The organism is Sphingobium yanoikuyae (assembly GCF_034424525.1).
GTDB lineage: Bacteria > Pseudomonadota > Alphaproteobacteria > Sphingomonadales > Sphingomonadaceae > Sphingobium > Sphingobium yanoikuyae.
On the sequence record NZ_CP139979.1, the window covers coordinates 1339933 to 1357225 of the forward strand.

General features: G+C 64.9%; 15 protein-coding genes. 8 read left to right on the forward strand and 7 right to left on the reverse strand.

Annotation, left to right across the window (positions count from 1 at the left end; genetic code table 11):
* Positions 1 to 95: 95 nt before the first annotated feature.
* Complete coding sequence (locus U0025_RS06195) at positions 96 to 1232, reverse strand: pyridoxal phosphate-dependent aminotransferase (RefSeq protein ID WP_004212042.1); 1137 nt, start codon at positions 1230 to 1232, stop codon at positions 96 to 98.
* 57 nt (positions 1233 to 1289) lie between these two features.
* Between U0025_RS06195 and U0025_RS06200 the strand changes: the two genes are divergently transcribed.
* Positions 1290 to 1556, forward strand: coding sequence for a hypothetical protein (locus U0025_RS06200; RefSeq protein ID WP_004212043.1), 267 nt, complete (start codon positions 1290 to 1292; stop codon positions 1554 to 1556).
* Positions 1557 to 1681: 125 nt separating this feature from the next.
* Here U0025_RS06200 and pgl read toward each other — a convergent pair whose 3' ends face one another.
* The 5 genes from pgl to U0025_RS06225 form a co-directional block, all read right to left on the reverse strand.
* On the reverse strand, positions 1682 to 2374 hold the full coding sequence (gene pgl, locus U0025_RS06205; RefSeq protein ID WP_004212045.1) for a 6-phosphogluconolactonase: 693 nt from the start codon (positions 2372 to 2374) through the stop codon (positions 1682 to 1684).
* Between the two features lie 5 nt (positions 2375 to 2379).
* A complete protein-coding gene (locus tag U0025_RS06210; RefSeq protein WP_004212046.1) occupies positions 2380 to 2856 on the reverse strand; it encodes a YbaK/EbsC family protein in 477 nt (158 codons plus the stop codon).
* Entirely contained in the window at positions 2853 to 3854 is a 1002-nt protein-coding gene (galE, locus tag U0025_RS06215; protein WP_004212048.1) for a UDP-glucose 4-epimerase GalE, read from the reverse strand. The genes U0025_RS06210 and galE overlap by 4 nt, the downstream gene beginning before the upstream one ends.
* Positions 3855 to 3921: 67 nt before the next feature.
* On the reverse strand, positions 3922 to 6099 hold the full coding sequence (locus tag U0025_RS06220; RefSeq protein WP_004212049.1) for a 3-hydroxyacyl-CoA dehydrogenase NAD-binding domain-containing protein: 2178 nt from the start codon (positions 6097 to 6099) through the stop codon (positions 3922 to 3924).
* Between the two features lie 177 nt (positions 6100 to 6276).
* Positions 6277 to 7485 (reverse strand): acetyl-CoA C-acetyltransferase, encoded by a 1209-nt coding sequence (locus U0025_RS06225; protein ID WP_004212050.1) that lies wholly within the window; start codon positions 7483 to 7485, stop codon positions 6277 to 6279.
* A gap of 172 nt (positions 7486 to 7657) precedes the next feature.
* On the opposite strand from U0025_RS06225, the gene U0025_RS06230 reads away from it, so the two are divergent.
* Both U0025_RS06230 and U0025_RS06235 read left to right on the forward strand, forming a co-directional pair.
* Positions 7658 to 8392: a metallophosphoesterase family protein gene (locus U0025_RS06230; protein ID WP_004212051.1), complete on the forward strand. Its 735-nt coding sequence runs from the start codon at positions 7658 to 7660 to the stop codon at positions 8390 to 8392.
* Positions 8393 to 8439: 47 nt separating this feature from the next.
* Positions 8440 to 10110 (forward strand): MFS transporter, encoded by a 1671-nt coding sequence (locus U0025_RS06235; RefSeq protein WP_004212052.1) that lies wholly within the window; start codon positions 8440 to 8442, stop codon positions 10108 to 10110.
* A gap of 42 nt (positions 10111 to 10152) precedes the next feature.
* Here U0025_RS06235 and U0025_RS06240 read toward each other — a convergent pair whose 3' ends face one another.
* On the reverse strand, positions 10153 to 10749 hold the full coding sequence (locus U0025_RS06240) for a nucleotidyltransferase family protein (RefSeq protein ID WP_004212053.1): 597 nt from the start codon (positions 10747 to 10749) through the stop codon (positions 10153 to 10155).
* A 157-nt stretch (positions 10750 to 10906) separates the two neighbouring features.
* Between U0025_RS06240 and folE the strand changes: the two genes are divergently transcribed.
* The 5 genes from folE (at position 10907) to U0025_RS06265 (ending at position 17178) form a co-directional block, all read left to right on the forward strand.
* Positions 10907 to 11515, forward strand: a complete 609-nt coding sequence (gene folE / locus U0025_RS06245) for a GTP cyclohydrolase I FolE (RefSeq protein WP_004212054.1) — start codon at positions 10907 to 10909, stop codon at positions 11513 to 11515.
* Positions 11512 to 12372, forward strand: a complete 861-nt coding sequence (locus U0025_RS06250; RefSeq protein WP_004212055.1) for an SDR family oxidoreductase — start codon at positions 11512 to 11514, stop codon at positions 12370 to 12372. Before folE ends, U0025_RS06250 begins: the two co-directional genes overlap by 4 nt.
* Positions 12373 to 12456: 84 nt before the next feature.
* Positions 12457 to 13233, forward strand: a complete 777-nt coding sequence (locus U0025_RS06255; RefSeq protein WP_004212056.1) for an enoyl-CoA hydratase-related protein — start codon at positions 12457 to 12459, stop codon at positions 13231 to 13233.
* Between the two features lie 337 nt (positions 13234 to 13570).
* Positions 13571 to 15949, forward strand: coding sequence for a TonB-dependent receptor (locus tag U0025_RS06260; protein ID WP_004212057.1), 2379 nt, complete (start codon positions 13571 to 13573; stop codon positions 15947 to 15949).
* Positions 15949 to 17178 carry a dipeptidase gene (locus U0025_RS06265; protein WP_004212059.1) on the forward strand — a complete coding sequence of 410 codons (1230 nt, stop codon included), beginning with the start codon at positions 15949 to 15951 and terminating at the stop codon, positions 17176 to 17178. Before U0025_RS06260 ends, U0025_RS06265 begins: the two co-directional genes overlap by 1 nt.
* The last annotated feature ends 115 nt before the right edge of the window (positions 17179 to 17293 follow it).

The following is a 17293-nucleotide window of genomic DNA, read 5'->3' on the forward strand; positions in this document are numbered from 1 at the left end:
CGGCGCGGGCATCCGCCCGCTTGGCTTCCCTCGCATAAGCTCGGACAGCCTTTGGCCTTGCGGACCCTTTCGGGTCCGTTAGCTCATTTCTTTTTTCAGCGGCCCGGCTGCGCCTGGAACCAGGGGATCATCCGTGCGATCGCATCCTCGACCCGGTCGGTCGAGACGGCGAAGCTGAAGCGGATGAAGCGGTGGCCGTCGACCGGATCGAAATCGATCCCCGGTGCGGTGGCGACGCCGGTTTCGCGCAGCAGCTTCTGGCAGAAGGCCAGGCTGTCATTGGTGAGATGGCTGATATCGGCATAGATATAGAAGGCGCCATCGGGCGGGGCGATGCTGGCGAGGCCGAGCGCGGGCAGGGCGTCGAGCAGCAATTGCCGGTTGCGGCGATAGGTATCGACATGCCCCTCAAGCTCGTCGGTGCAGTCGAAGGCGGCCAGCCCTGCCTGCTGCGCCAGCACCGGCGGTGTCAGGAACAGATTGCCCATCCGCGCCCGCGCCGCGTCGATCAGGTCGGCGGGCACGACGATCCAGCCCAGCCGCCAGCCGGCCATGCTGAAATATTTGGAGAAGCTGTTCACGATCACCGCATCGGGGGCGAATTCCAGCATCGAATGCGCGGGTTCGCCGAAGCTGAGGCCATGATAGATTTCGTCGGAGATGATGCGGATGCCGCGTGTCGCGCACACTTTGGCGATCGCTGCCAGTTCGTCGGCGGGGATGATCGTGCCGGTCGGGTTGGCCGGGCTGGCGAGGATCAGCCCGTCTGGCGCTGGCTCGATTGCGGCCAGCGCATCGGCGCTGATCTGATAGCGTTCGGCCGGACCGCAGGCGATCTCGACCGGCTCCAGATAGAGGGCCTTGAGCGTATTACGATAGGCGACATAGCCCGGCCGTGCGGTGGCGACGCGGGCGCCGGGCGCGAACAGGCTGGTCAATGCCAGCACCAGGCCGGGCGACGCGCCGCAGGTCAGCAGTATCTGTTCGGGATCGACGGCGACATTATGCCGATCGGCATAGAGGCGGGCGATCCGCTCCTTGAGCGTCGGACTTTCCCAATAGCCCATCGGGTCGGTGTCGAGCACTTCATGCGCCAGCGCGATCGCGGCGGCGGGCGCCCCGGTCGAGGGCTGGCCGAATTCCATGTGCAGGATGGAACGGCCCGCAGCCTTGAGGGCATGGGCTTCGCGGCTGATGGCGATGGCGTGGAAGGGATCGATCTGGGCAATCATGCCGGGTGCCTATTCTGTGCGGGCAACCATGTCCATGGCCGCTACGTTCTGTCTGGCATGAACCAGGCGCTGCTCACCGCCCTGCAATATTATGGTGCTGGGGCCGCCACCCTCGCGGCGCTGGTGGTGTCGCTGAACCTGGGGCGGCGGATTACCGGCTGGGCCTTCGTGCTGTTCGTCACCAGTTCGATCGCGCTGATCGGCTGGGGCTTTCTCGACAAGCACAGCGAGGGCATCGGCTGGCAGAATGTCGCGCTGCTGGCGATCAACGCGGTTGGCGTGTGGCGCTATCTGATCTCGAAGCATAAGGTACGGGACCGATGATCCTCCCCTGCAAGGGGAGGTGGCGCGCGCGAAGCGCGTGACGGAGGGGGGGCTATCGCAAACGGGATACCCCTCCACCATTTGCTGGGCAAATGGTCCCCCTCCCCTTGCAGGGGAGGATGTTTTTAGGATTCCGCGATCCACACCTCGACCGGCACCTTGTCCTGCAGCAGAGCGAGGCGGATCGGCAGTTCTTCGACCGGACCGCTGGCCAGCGCCTGGTCATAGACCGCCTTCTTGCCCGCGCCGCCGATCTGCAGGAAGATGTGGCGACTTTGCAGGATCGCGTGGGCGGTCAGCGACAGGCGCTGATGCGGCGCGACCGGCGGGGTGGCGGCGATGGTGTAAGCTGGGCTGGAAAGCCCTTCGGCCAGTTCCTTGCCCTGCGGAAAGAGCGAGGCGGTATGGCCGTCATCGCCCATGCCGAGCAGGATGATGTCGAACGGCCAGGGCAGGGCGGCAAAGTCCGCCTCGACCGCGCTCTGGCCGGCATAGGCGTCGGCGGCGCTGTTCTTCATCGGCACGAAGCGAGCGGCGGCGGCCGGGCCCTGAAGCAGGGTTTCGCGCACCAGCCGCTCGTTGCTGTCGGCGCTGACCGGATCGACCCAGCGTTCATCGACCAAAGTGACGATCAATTTGGTCCAGTCGAGCGGCACCTTCGACAGCGCTTCCAGCACCGGGCGGGGCGAACGACCGCCCGAGACGGCCAGCGTCGCGACTCCGCGTTCGGTGATCGCATCCGACAACAGGGTGGCGATGCGGGCGGCGATATCGGTGGCAGCCTGTGCGCCGGTAGCAAAGATATGTTCGGTCTGCATGGCTCTCACTCGACGATTTCGGGAAGGGTGCAGATGTCGATCCATTGCGCCCCGGTCAAGGCGGCAAGCCGGTCGGGCGTCAGTTCGACCGAAGCGGTGCGCGATCCGGCCGCCGGAAACACGGTGTCGAACGCCTGCAGCGAGACATCGCAATAGACGGGCAGGGCGCTGGCGAGGCCGAAGGGGCAGACGCCGCCGACCGGATGGCCGGTAATCTCCTCCACCTCATGCGCGCCCAGCATGCGCGGCTTGGCGCCCAGCGCCGCCTTCGCCTTACCATTGGACAGGCGGGCGTCGCCGCGGGCGCAGACCAGCACGACCGTTTCGCCGACGCGCAGCGACAGCGTTTTGGCGATGCGGGCGGGTTCGACGCCCAGCGCGGCTGCTGCCTCGATCACCGTCGCGGTGCTGACGCCCTGGTCGATGATCGCGACATCGGGCGCCTGCACGGCGAAGAAGGCGCGAACGCTGGCTTCGCTCATGCCTTCTGGATATCGCTGAGCTTGCGTTCCCAGGCGAGCGCATGGTCGACGATCTGGCCGAGATCGGCATAACGCGGCTGCCAGGGAAATTCCGCCATCAGCGCGCTATTGTCGGAAATCAGCGCATCGGGATCGCCCGCACGGCGCCCTTCCAGCCGGCGCTCGATCGTCATGTTGGTGACCCGATCGACCGCGTCCAGCACTTCGAGCACGGAGAAGCCCCGGCCATAGCCGCAATTGAGCATGTAATTGCGATCGGGATGGGCGATCAGCGCTTCGAGTGCCAGCACATGGGCCGCGGCGAGATCACTGACATGGATATAGTCGCGCACGCCGGTGCCGTCGGGCGTGGCGAAATCGGTGCCGAAGACGCTGACATGGCTGCGCTTGCCCAGCGCCGCCTCGACCGCGACCTTGATCAGGTGGGTGGCGCCGGCCGTCGACTGGCCGGTGCGGCCCTGCGGATCGGCGCCGGCGACGTTGAAATAGCGCAGCGCGCAGAAGTTCATGGCGTGGGCGGCGGCTACGTCGCGCAGCATATATTCGGTCATCAGCTTCGACATGCCATAGGGATTGATCGGCCGCTGCGGCGTCGTTTCCCTGACCGGGCTTTCCTCCGGTATGCCATAGGTGGCGGCGGTCGAGGAGAAGATGAAATGGGGCACGCCCACGGCGACAACGCTCTCCAGCAGGTCTCGGGTCTTGGCGCTGTTATTGTTATAATATTTGAGCGGGTTCTCGACCGATTCCGGCACCACCACCGATCCGGCGAAATGCATGATCGCCTGGACGCCATGTTCGCGCAGCGTCGCCTGTACCAGCGCCTGGTCGGCAATGTCGCCCTGCACGAAGGGGACGTCCTGCGGCACGGCCCAGCGGAAGCCGGTGACCAGATTGTCGATCACCACCACGCCATAGCCGGCATCCTTCAGCGCCAGCACCGCATGGCTGCCGATATAGCCGGCGCCGCCCGTGACCAGAACCGTTGGCTTGCTCATAAGAAAAAGGTCTCCCCGAATATGTCCGGGGAGACCTAATACAGAAGCGTTACGATTTACAAATCGCTCATGCTGCAGCGCGAGACGGAACGGGGCGATAGAAGGTCGCGCCGTTGGCGGCCATTTCCCGCAGCTGCGCCGTGGGGGCGAAGCGCGGGCCATGGGCGGCGGCCAGCCGGTCCAGCACGGCCACGACATGGGCGATGCCGACCGTGTCCATATGGCTGAACGGACCGCCGGTGTAAGGCGCGAAGCCCCAGCCGAAGATCGCGCCGATATCGCCATCTTCCGGCGTTTCCAGCACGCCTTCCTCGAAGCAGCGGGCGCATTCGATCAGCTGGCGATAGAGGAGCCGTTCCTTGACTTCCTCGACGTCCGGCTGGGCGTCAGCGCGCGGGAACAGATCGCCCAGCACCGGCGAGAGATGTTTCTTGCCGCCTTCGGGATAATCGTACCAGCCCTTGCCATTCTTGCGACCCAGGCGATCGGCCTCGACCATCTTGAGCATGATGTCGTCCGACCCCTGGGGAACATAGGCGTCGCCCAGCTCCTTCTTGGCGGCGGTCATGATCTTGACGCCCAGTTCGATCGACACTTCGTCGCTGACGGCCAGCGGGCCGGTCGGCATGCCAAGCTGCTTGCCGGCATTTTCGATCAGCGCCGGGTTGATGCCTTCGCCGACCAGTTCCGCGCCTTCCTGCACATAGGTGCCGAAGCTGCGCGAGGTGTAGAAGCCGCGGCTGTCATGGACGACGATCGGGGTCTTCTTGATCTGGGCAACGAAGTCGAGCGCCTTGGCGATCGCGGCCGGGCCGGTCTTTTCACCCAGGATGATCTCGACCAGCGGCATCTTCTCGACTGGCGAGAAGAAGTGGACGCCGATGAAATTCTCGGGCTTGGACCAGGCATTGGCCAGCTTGGTGATCGGTAGGGTCGAGGTGTTGGAACCGAAGATGGTGTCGGCGCCCAGCACGGCTTCGACCTGCTTGGTCACTTCCGCCTTGATCGCGACATCCTCGAACACCGCTTCGATCACGAAGTCGGCGCCGGCGAGCGCGGCATAGTCGGTGGTCGGGGTGACGCGGGCCAGGGTGGCGGCCATCTTCTCGGGCGTCATGCCACGGCCCAGGCGCTTGGCCAGCACCGCCTCGACATGGGCCTTGCCCTTCTCGGCATAAGCCTGGTCGCGGTCGAACAGCACCACGTCCATCCCGGCCTGCGCCGCGACGGTGGCGATGCCCGCGCCCATCATGCCGGCACCCAGCATGGCGAGCTTGGTCGTCGGCGCCTTGGGCTCGTCCTTGGGACGACGTGCGCCGCGCTCGGCCGCCTGCTTGTTGACGAACAGGGTGCGGATCATGTTCGACGCCTGCGGATCGGCAGCGACCTTCGCGAAATATTTGCTCTCGATCCGGATCGCGCGGTCCATCGGCAGGGTGATGCCTTCATAGACGGCCGAAAGCAGGGCGATCGGCGCGTTCATGTTGCGCTGGGTCTGCTTGAGCGTCATCGGCAGGGCGCCGGCCATGGTCTGGACGAAGGCGGGGTTGAAGCCGCCGGCGCCGCCCGGAACCTTGAAGCCCTTGACGTCCCAGGGCTGGGTGTTGGCGGTCGGGTTCGCCTTGACCCATGCCTTGGCGGCTTCGAGCGCCGTGCCCTGCGGCACCACGCCGTCGACGACCTTCAGCATCGCCGCTTCGGCCGGGCGGAACAGCTTGCCCTGCAGCATGTACATCAGCGACGCCTGCACGCCCATGATGCGCGGCAGGCGCTGCGATCCGCCGCCGCCGGGGAACAGGCCGATCAGGATTTCGGGCAGGCCGAGCTGGGTCTTGGGGCTGTCACCCACGAAGCGGCGATGGCAGGCCAGCGCCAGTTCGAAGCCGCCGCCGACGCAGGTGCCCTCGATCGCGCAGGCGACCGGCTTGCCGGCGGTTTCCAGGCGACGAAACAGCTGGTTCAGCACGAACACATTGTCGAAGATCGCGGTGGGGGCAGGGTGCTGTCCATCGGCGCTGGCGAGCATCGACCCGAAATATTTCAGGTCCATGCCGGCCATGAAGCCGCTGTCCTTGCCTGATGCGATGACCGCGCCCTTGATGCCCTCTTCCGACGCGATGCGGGTGATGGCGGCGTCCAGATCAGCCAGGAAGTCGGGGCCGATGACGTTCATCGACTGGCCGGGCACGTCGATCGTCAGGGTGGCGATGCCGTCGGCATCGATGTCGAATGCGATGGTGTTCATTGGTATGGCTACCTTTCCCAAACCCCGTTCGTCCTGAGTAGCCCCTTCGACTGCCTGCCAAGGCAGGCGCTCAGGACGGGCATTGAGCGAAGTCGAAATGGCGTATCGAAGGATGCTTCGATACGGGACTTCGACAGGCTCAGTCCCTACTCAGCACGAACGGGTCTTATACTTGTTTCAAACGCGCTCGATGATGATGCCGGTGCCCATGCCCGCGCCGACGCACAGGTTGATGAGCGCGGTGCCCTTGCCCGAGCGTTCCAGCTCATCGAGCGCAGTGCCCAGCACCATGGCGCCGGTGGCGCCCAGCGGATGGCCCATGGCGATCGCGCCGCCATTGACGTTGATCTTGCTGTGGTCGAGGTTCATCGCCTGCATGTAGCGGAGCACGACCGAGGCAAAGGCTTCGTTCAGTTCCCACAGGTCGATGTCGGCGGTGGTCATGCCGGCACGGGCCAGCAGCTTGCCGGCGACAAATTCCGGGCCGGTCAGCATGATCAGCGGTTCCGAACCGATCGAGGCCATCGCCTTGATCCTGGCGCGCGGCTTCAGGCCGTATTTCTCGCCAATTTCCTTGTTGCCGACCAGCACGGCGGCGGCGCCGTCGACGATGCCGCTGCTGTTGCCGGCGTGATGGACATGGTTGACCTTTTCCAGCTCGGGATAGCGCAGCAGGGCGACCGTGTCGAAGCCGGGCATGTCTTCGCCAAGCGCCTGGAAGCTGGGCTTCAGGCTGCCGAGCGACTGCATCGTCGCGTCGGGGCGCATATGTTCGTCATGGTCGAGCGCGATGCCGCCGATCACGTCGCGGACCGGCACGATCGATTTCTTGAAACGGCCTTCGTCCCAGGCGGCCTTGGCGCGGCGCTGGCTCTCGACGGCATAGGCGTCGACATCGTCGCGGCTGATGCCGAACTTGGTGGCGATCACGTCGGCGCCGATGCCCTGGGGCGCGAAATAGGTCTTGTAGGCGACCGCCGGGTCCATTGCCCAGGCGCCGCCGTCCGATGCCATCGGCACGCGGCTCATCGATTCGACGCCGCCGCCGATCGCGAACATCGCTTCGCCCGAATAGACCTTGGCCGCGGCCATGTTGACCGCTTCCAGGCCCGATGCGCAGAAACGGTTGATCTGCACGCCCGGCACGGTCTGGGCATAATCGGCGTTCAGCACGGCGACGCGCGCGATGTCCGCGCCCTGTTCGCCGACCGGGCTGACGCAGCCCAGGATCACGTCGTCGACGTCGGCTGTGTCGATCTGGGTGCGGTCGCGCACCGCTTCGAGCATCTGCGTCGCAAGCTGGATGGGGGTGATGTCGTGGAGCGAACCGTCGCTCTTGCCCCGGCCACGGGGCGTGCGGACGGCGTCGTAGATATAGGCTTCCATGGTTCCTTTTCCCTCTCCGTTGGCGGCTTTTGGCGCACCGGAAGTGGCCCTGAATGTATTTACGTTTACGTAAAGTGCAAGCCTGAAATGGTCGGTTTCCGCCGACATGGCCTTGCCGTAAGGTCAGGTGCGGGCCTGATGTGGGGCGCGATTGCAGCGGGACAAGCGCTAGGTGAAGATTGCGGTTCTTTCCGACATTCACGGCAATATCGACGCGCTCGACGTCGTGCTGGCGGACGTGGCTGCGCGCAATGTCGATCTATGTGTCAATCTCGGTGACATCCTGTCGGGGCCGCTCTTCCCCTGCGAGACCGCCGATCGGCTGATGGCGTTGGATATGCCGACGATCCGGGGCAATCATGAGCGGCAATTGCTGACGCTGGCGCCCGACCGGATGGGCGCGTCGGACCGGGCGACCCATGATCTGCTGGCGCTGCGCCATCGCGACTGGATCGCGGCCTTGCCCGAGACGCTGTGGCTGACGGACGAGCTGCTCATGGTCCATGGCACGCCGGGCAGCGACATCGATTATTGGCTGGAAACGGTCGAGCCGAGCGGCTTACGCGCCGCGACCGAGGTGGAGGTCGAGGCGCGGGCAGGGGGCGTTGTCGCGCCGCTGATCCTGTGCGGCCATACCCATGTGCCGCGCATCCATCGTCGCGCCGATGGCGGGCTGGTCGTCAATCCGGGCAGCGTGGGCCTGCCGGCCTATGACGATGACCGGCCCTGGCCGCACAAGGTGGAGACCGGATCGCCCGAGGCGCGCTATGGGCTGGTCGAGCGGATGGCCGACGGCTGGCACGCGGAGATCGTCCTGGTCGCCTATGATGTCGAACGCGCGGCCGCCACCGCCGATGCGCGGGGGCGTCCCGACTGGGCACGCGCGCTGCGTACCGGACGGATGTGAACCAAAGGTCGAGTCGCGGGTTTGACCGACGTTCCTAAATCCGCTTGATGGTTTTCGTGCCTGACACCGAGTCCCCCCAGCCTTCCTCGCCCTTTGCCATTCCCATCTTCCGCGCGATCTGGATCGCGAGCCTGGCGTCCAATTTCGGCGGGCTGATCCAGTCGGTCGGTGCGGCCTGGATGATGACCTCGCTGTCCGCTTCGCCGGTGCTGGTGGCGCTGGTGCCGGCGTCCACGACGCTGCCGATCATGCTGTTCTCGCTCTGGGCCGGGGCGGTCGCCGACAATCTGGATCGGCGCAAGGTGATGATGGCCTGCCAGCTTTTCATGCTGCTGGTGTCCACGGCCCTTGCACTGGTCGCCTGGCTTGGTGCGCTGACGCCCTGGACGCTGCTGGGCTTCACCTTCCTGATCGGTTGCGCGACGGCGGTGAACGGTCCGGCCTGGCAGGCATCTGTTGGCGACATGGTGCCGCGCAGCGTGCTGCCCAGTGCCGTCGCGATGAACAGCATGGGTTTCAACCTAGCCCGCAGCACCGGCCCGGCGCTGGGCGGCGTGATCGTCGCGGCGGCGGGCGCGGCGGCGGCGTTCCTCGCCAATGCGGTCAGCTATATCGGCCTGGTCGCGGTGCTGGCGCGCTGGCGACCGGAATTGCCGCCCAAGCTGCTGCCGCGCGAGCGGCTGGGCGTCGCGATGTGGGCCGGTGTCAGCTATGTCTCGATGTCGCCCAAGATCCAGCTCGTGCTGCTGCGGGGCGGCGCCTTTGGCATTGGTGCCAGCGCGGTGTCGGCGCTGATGCCGCTGGTGGCGCGCGACGTGCTGGGCGGCGGCGCGCTGACCTTCGGCCTGACCAGCGGCGCCTTTGGCGTCGGCGCGGTGGCCGGGGCGCTGTCCACACGGCGGCTGCGCGCGCGCTTCTCGATCGAGGCGATCGTGCGGTCCGCCGCCCTGTCGCTGGCGGCGGGGACGGCGATCACCGCCATGTCGGGCTATCTGGCGCTGGCTTTGCTCGGTTATCTGCTCGCCGGGGCGGGCTGGGTCATGGCGCTGTCGACCTTCAACGTGTCGGTCCAGATGTCGGCGCCGCGCTGGGTCGTCGCCCGCGCCGTCGCCATCTATCAGATGACCGCGTTTGGCGGCATGGCGATCGGCGCCTGGCTGTTCGGCAATCTGGCCGAGGATCATGGGGTGGTGGACGCCCTCTATGCCTCCGCCGCGGTGCAACTGGTCGCCGCGCTGATCGGCTTCGTTCGTCCGCTGCCGCAGATCGGCGATGACAATCTCGATCTCCAGAACCGCTGGCGCGAGCCGGAGACGGCGGTGCCGGTCGAACCGCGCAGCGGCCCGGTGGTCATCACCATCGAATATCGCATCCCGGTGGGGTCGGTCGTCCCCTTCCTCAGCGCGATGAGCGAGCGCCGCCGCATCCGCAAGCGCGACGGCGCGCATGGCTGGTCGCTGATGCGCGATCTGGGCGATCCCGAACTCTGGGTCGAACGCTATCATGTGTCGACCTGGCTCGACTATGTCCGCCACAATCAGCGGCGCACGATCGCCGACATCACCAACAGCGACACGATCCACGCGCTGCACAGTGGGGGCAAGCCGCCGGTGGTGCATCGCATGCTGGAACGCCAGACCGGCTCGCTGCCGCTCAGTCGCGCTCCTGATCCGCGGGAAATGGGCGACGGGCTGACCGATCCGACGCGATCGACCTGAAGCGGGGCAAGGCAAAGCGGCTTCGCCTGCCCCTTTTGTGCCTCAGGTCGGTGTTACCGGGGGGCGGCCAAGATCCTCCGGCGTATCGATGTCGTGCAGCACATTGCCGATCGTCTCGATCTGGATGCCATGGCTCAGCAGCGCGCGGGCCCCCTGATCGCCTTTGAGCGCGAGCAGTTCGGGGAAATGCTTGCGGCCGATGAAGGCGGGCGGCGAGGAGGAGAAGCCGTCGGTGCTGGCGACCACCGAACGGATATCCTCGGCCGCCATGCAGATATGGTTATAATGAGTCTGCGGCACGTCGGGCATATCGGCAAGGCAGATCAGGATGCCGCGCACCTTGCGCTTGTCCATCACATGCTCGACCGCCAGCCGGATGCTACTCGACAGGCCCTCCTCGGGATGCTCGTTGACGACGATATCGAAGCCGCGCCGGTCGAGCTTGCGATGCAATATCGGCGCAAATTCGACCGGTCGCACGACGGCGACCAGTTCGGCAAAGGCCATGGAGGCGATGGTTTCCAGCGTGTGCGCGGCGACCGGCTTGCCGCGCAGGTCGGCCATCAGCTTGTCTTCCTCGCCGAAGCGGGTCGACATGCCGGCTGCCAGAAGGACGGCGGCGATGCGTTCAGTGCGCATGATCTTGCGATTGTAATGACATTTTTATGTGGTGCGTTCCCGTTAGACTGTGATTTGCCACCACAGCGATGTTGTGTCCAGCCGGGGCAAAAGGGCTGGTCAGACGGGCACGCAGTCGCCATATGCCGGGGCCAACAATTATGGAGTGGCCCAGTTCATGGCATATGATCCCGATGCGGAAACCGTAGGCGAAGGCTCGAAGGAGCCGGTCCCGGCCGAAGTGTCGGAGGCGATCCGCACCCTCATCCGCTGGTCGGGCGACATGCCCGAGCGCGAGGGGCTGGTGGAAACGCCCGAGCGGGTGGCGCGCGCCTGGCGCGAATATTGCCGCGGCTATAATGACGATCCGGCCTATCATCTCTCGCGCATCTTTCATGAGGTGGGCGGCTATGACGATGTCGTGCTGCTGAAGGACATTCCGTTCCAGTCGCATTGCGAACATCATATGGCGCCGATCGTCGGTCGCGCGCACATCGCCTATCTGCCCGGCGATTATGTGGTCGGCATTTCCAAGCTGGCCCGCGTGCTGCACGCCTATGCCAACCGGCTGCAGGTGCAGGAACGGCTGACCTCCGAAGTCGCCAACTGCATCTGGGAAAATCTCAAGCCCCAGGGCGTCGCCGTGGTGATCGAGGCGACCCATGGCTGCATGACCGGCCGCGGTGTGCGCACCCCCAATGTCATCATGAAGACCAGCCGCATGCTCGGCGTCTTCCGCGACGACGAAAAGTCGCGCGAGGAAGTGCTGAAGCTCATCGCCTCGTGAATGATGTGACCGGAGAGGGGGAGGGCGCCGAGCCCGCCTATCGCCCGATTGGTGGGGCCAAGAAGGATGCCGGGCCGACCGGTCCCTTGCCGCTGGCCTCGCGCCGGCTGGCGCTTGTGACCGGCGGCCATCGCCGGCTGGGCGGCATCATTTCCGCGGCGCTGGCGCAGGCCGGCTATTCGCTTGCCATCCATGGCAGCCATGACACGCGGCTGGACTCTCATCTGGCGATCGCGCTGGAGGAAAATGGCGCCGAGTGGGAAGGTTTCGTCGTCGACTTCGCCGATCCCGAAGCGGCCGAGGAGCTGGTCGCGCAGGTCGCCGAACGGTTCGGCCGGCCGCCCGACCTGCTGATCAATAGCGCGGCGATCTTCGGCCAGGACCGGATCGACAGCGTTACCGCCGACGATCTGATGCGCCATTATGCGGTCAATTGCGCCGCGCCCGCGATGCTGACCAAGGCGTTCGCGACGGTGCCGGCCGGGACCGGCGATCGCTGCATCGTCAACATCCTCGACCAGCGGATCGACCATCCCCATGGCGATCAGCTGGCCTATACGCTGTCCAAGCTGGCGCTCGCCGGCCTGACGAAGACCGCGGCCAGCAGCCTGGCGCCGCAGGTGCGGGTCAATGCGGTGGCGCCCGGCCTTACCATCGCCACGCCCGACTATGATGCGGATCAGATGGCGCGGCTGGAGCAGCTGATGCCGCTCGGCCGGCTGCCGCAGGCCGAGCAGATCGCGCAGGCCGTGCTTTATCTCGCCGGCGCGACGGCGGTGACGGGCCAGACCCTCTATGTCGATGGCGGCGCCCATATGCGCAGCTATGATCAGGATTTCATGCATCTTTGCCGATAGGATCGGCGAAATCGCCGTGCCGCAAAGGCTGGCGATCCGTTTTTGGCCGACATAGATCGGCGCTGACAGCTTAGGGAGACGGTAATGGCATATGAAACGATCCTGGTGGAACAGCAGGGCGCGGTGACGCTCATCACGCTCAACCGGCCGCAGGCGCTCAACGCGCTCAACAGCCAGGTGCTCGCGGATCTGGGCGCGGCTTTTTCCGCCTATGATGCCGACCCGACCCAGCATTGCGCGGTGCTGACCGGCAGCGAAAAGGCCTTTGCCGCCGGCGCCGACATCAAGGAAATGGTGGAGAAGGAAGCGGCCGACTTCTTCCTGCAGGACTTCTTCTCCGACTGGCAGACCAAGGTCGTCGCCACCCGCAAGCCGTGGATCGCGGCGGTTGCCGGCTTCGCGCTGGGTGGTGGTTGCGAACTGGCGATGATGGCCGACTTCATCCTGGCAGCCGATACCGCCAAGTTCGGCCAGCCCGAGGTGAAGCTGGGCGTGGCGCCGGGCATGGGCGGGTCGCAGCGGCTGACCCGCGCGGTGGGCAAGGCCAAGGCGATGGAGATGTGCCTGACCGGCCGGATGATGGGCGCCGAGGAGGCTGAGCGCGCTGGCCTGGTCGCGCGGATCGTGCCGGCGGCCGAGCTGCTGGACGATGCGCTCAAGACCGCCGCCGCGATCGCCGCGATGCCGCCGATGGCGGCGATGGTGAACAAGGAAATGGTCAATATCGCGTTCGAGACCAACCTGGCCCAGGGCATTTTGACCGAGCGCCGCCTGTTCCAGATCCTGACCGCCACGCAAGACAAGAAGGAAGGCATGACCGCCTTTGTCGAGAAGCGTCCGGGCGTCTGGAAGGGGCGCTGAGGGATCCTTCTTCGAAAAGAAGAGGGCATGCAATTTCTTGATCCTCCCCGGGCCAGGCCTGGGGAGGATTTTTTGTGCGCGCGTGCGAGGGAACGGGCATTGATTGCGAAATCTCAATGCTTTGAGGGGCCTCGTTGCGCTTGAGAAATCATCATAAGCGCGTGGTGGATTTTCCCGAAGGGCTCGTTTCAGATGACAGTTGGATGAAATGATCTGCGGTCGCCCGAAGGGACGATCGACAGGCCAGGGTCCGGGGAGGAACGGCGCGATAGCCCGAAGGGGCGGGCGCTCCTGATTGGCGCGAACTGCCCTTTTTCAGGGCCTACAGGGAGCCTCTATGCCTTCGATTTTGTCTGTCCGTCGCGTTTCGCGCGCTGCGCTTCTGCTTGCCTGCTGCACCGGCGCGCTGTCATCTGCCGCCCTGGCCCAGGAAGCGGCACCGGCGGATGAGGATAGCACGATCACCGTGACCGGTCGTCGTATCTCGCAATCGTCGGAAGCGATCGGCGAAGACAAGATCAACAATGTCGTCGCCGTCACGCGCGAGGCGCTGCTGTCGGCGCCGTCGGGCATTTCGGGCCTGAAGATGCTGGAGCAACTGCCTGGCTTCAACGTTCAGACCGATGGTGCGCTGGGCCTCTATGAATTTGGCAACAGCGTCCAGACCCGCGCCTTCAACCTCGACCAGATCGGCTTCGTGGTCGACGGCATTCCGACCGGCCGCAGCGACGCTTTCGGCGGCAGCCCTGTCTTCCGCTATGTCGACAATGAAAATCTGGGCGTGGTGGAAGCCTCCGTCGGCGCCGCCGATGTCGGCCTGCCCAGCTACTCCAGCCTCGGCCCGGTGGTGCAATATAACAGCATCGCCCCGCAGGAGGAAATGGGCCTGTTCGTGTCGCAGAGCTTTGGCGACAATAATATGAAGCGCACCTTCATCCGCGCCAGCACTGGCCGGGTGGGCCCGTTCAAGGCCTATGTCAGCCGCACCAAGCTGGACAGCGACCTGTGGCGCGGCCCCGGTTCGGTCGATCGCGAACATTGGGAAGGCCAGATCCATGCCGATCTGGGCGGCGACAGCTGGGCGCGCTTCAAGTTCGTGTCGAACGACTTCTTCGACTATGACTCGCCGACGATCACCCGCGCCCAGTATAATTGCACCGCCACCAGCGTGGTCGGCGCCTGCGGCCGCGATTTCGCCTATATCGAGAATGTGCCCAATACTACGACCGGCTTCGCGCCGACGGCAGCGGGCGTCTATTATTCCAATTCCAACTACACCAATGTCTACAACCTCGCGATCAACGTGCGGAAGGACAAGCTCTATGGCGGCACCTTCCACCTGGGTATCGCCGACGGCGTCTGGGCGGAATCGACCCTCTATTATGAGGACAAGAATGGCTATGGCGTCTCGCCCGACAGCTATTCCAACTCGCTGACCCGCTACACGGCGCAGGCGGCTGCCGGTCTGGACGTGACCGCGCCAAAGGGCGTGCAATATGGCCGATCGGGCGTCGGCGGCGATCGCTATGGCGTGACCACCAAGCTGCATTGGGAAAGCGGCAACAATGTCGTGGAAGGCGGCATCTGGGCCGAAGTCGACAAATATCACCGCACCCAGGCGCGCTACAACACGATGGATGGCGCCCCCGATGGCGAGCCCAATCTGGACGAGCTGGTCTATCTGCGCCGCGACTATCGGTCCAAGCGCGACACGCTGCAGATATTCCTGAAGGACACGCTCAAGCTGATGGATGACCGGCTGGTTCTGGATGCCGGTTTCAAGGGGCTGATGCTGGACTACAGCCTCGGCGGCTATCGCGATTTCGACGACTATTATCGCGTCGTGGGTGGCACGGCGGTCGCAGGCTGGGGGCCGCAGTATAACACGGCCCATTATCGCGACATGTTCCTGCCGATGGCGGGCCTGCTGTTCAAGATCAATGAACGCAGCCAGGTCTTCGCCTCCTATGCCGAGACGATGGCGCTGCCCAAGGGCATGGATGATATCTATGCCGTGACGCGCACCGGCACGTCGGCGCTGGTGCCCCAGCCCAAGGCAGAACGCTCGCAGAATATGGAAATCGGCTTCCGCACCAATCAGGGGCAGCTCTACGCCTCGATTGCGGGCTATTACACCAAGTTCAAGAACCGCATCCAGTCGATCACGACCTTCCAGGAAGGCGGCGGCAGCACCACCGAAACCTTCTACCAGAATGTCGGCCGGGTCGAATCCTACGGCGTGGAAGCCAGCGGCACCTACAAGCCGGCCTTCCTCAACGGCCTTGCCTATGCCAACGCCAACGTCACCTACAACAACGCCAAGTTCCAGGATGATATCGTCGCGTCGGTCACCTATGCGACCTCCGGCAAATATATCCCCGACAGCGCCAAGTGGATCGTCAGCGGTGGCGTCACGATCGAGCCGGCAAGCTGGCTGGTCGCCAACATCAGCGGCAAATATACGTCGAAGCGCTGGTCGACCTTCACCAACACGGCAGGCTCCAGCGTGCCGGCCTACACCGTGTTCAGCGGCTATGTGGATATTGGCGACGGCTGGAGCTTCGGCCCGGTGAAGAGCATCAAGGCGCGCTTCAACGTCGACAATATCTTCGACAAGGACACGCTGTCCTACATCTCCTCCTCGGTGACGGGCGACGGTGCCTTCCGGCCGTTGTCGCCACGCACCTTCCAGTTCACCATTTCGGGCGAGATCTGATGCGGAATACTTATCTGATGGGGGCAGCGCTGGTCGCGCTGCTCCCGATTGCGGCGCAGGCCCAGCCAAAAAACGTGTCGAAACAGGTCTATCTGCTGCACCAAAAGCTGATCACGCTCGACAGCCACCTCGATACGCCGGCATCGCTCGACCTGCCCGACTGGTCGATCGACGAGGAGCATGGCGTCCATAGCGACTATACCCAGGTCGACCTGCCGCGAATGAAGAAGGGCGGCCTGGATGGCGGCTTCTGGGCGATCTACACCGGGCAGGGGCAGCTGACGATCGAGGGCTTCCGCAAGGCGCGCGATTTCGCGTTGTTGCGTGGCATGTCGATCCGCTCGATGGTCGCGGCCGACCCGGACAATTTCACGCTGGCGCTGGAGGCGAAGGACGCGGCGCCGATCGCCGCGGCGGGCAAGCGCATCGTCTATATGTCGATCGAAAATGCCTATCCGCTCGGCGAGGATGTCTCGCTGATCAAGACATTCTACGACATGGGCGTGCGCGTGTCGGGCTTTGCCCATTTCGCGCATAACCAGTTCGCCGACAGCTCGACCGACCCGTCGAAGAAACCGCGCTATGGCGGCCTCAGCCCGCTCGGCAAGGAGCTGCTGAAGGAAATGAACCGCCTAGGCATCGTCCCCGACGCCTCGCACAGCTCAGACCAGGTGCTGGACGATCTGCTGGCGCTGTCGACCACGCCGGTGCTGCTGACCCATTCGGGCTGCAAGGCGGTCTATGATCATCCGCGCAACATCGATGACGATCATCTGAAGGCGCTGGCGGCCAAGGGCGGCGTGATCCAGATGAATGCCTATGGCGCCTATCTGCGCGCGTCCAAGCCCAATCCGGAACGGCAGAAGGCGCTGATGGCGCTTTACAGCCAGATGCGGGAGGACGCCAAGGTTTCGCCCGAGGCGCGGGCCGCGATGCTCGCCAAGCGGCAGGAGATTGACCGACTCTATCCCGACACCGACCGGCCGACCTTCGACGATTTCATGGCGCATATGCTGCATGCGCTGAAGGTCGTCGGCCCCGATCATGTCGGCATCGGCCTCGATTGGGACGGCGGCGGCGGCGTCGTCGGCATGGAGGATGTGGTCGATCTGCCCAAGATCACCGATGCGCTGCTGAAGGCAGGCTATAGCGAGGCTGACGTACAGAAAATCTGGTCCGGCAATGTGCTGCGCGTGCTGGCCGCGGCCGAGGCGGGCAAGCAGAAATAAGGACTTGTGCCGGACCGGCCGTTGCTGGTCCGGCATGAAATCTTGTTAAGCCAATCGACGGGGGCGTTCGGGCCCGCTAAGGGGAGTCGGCACCAGAAAGGAGCGGTCGCATTTC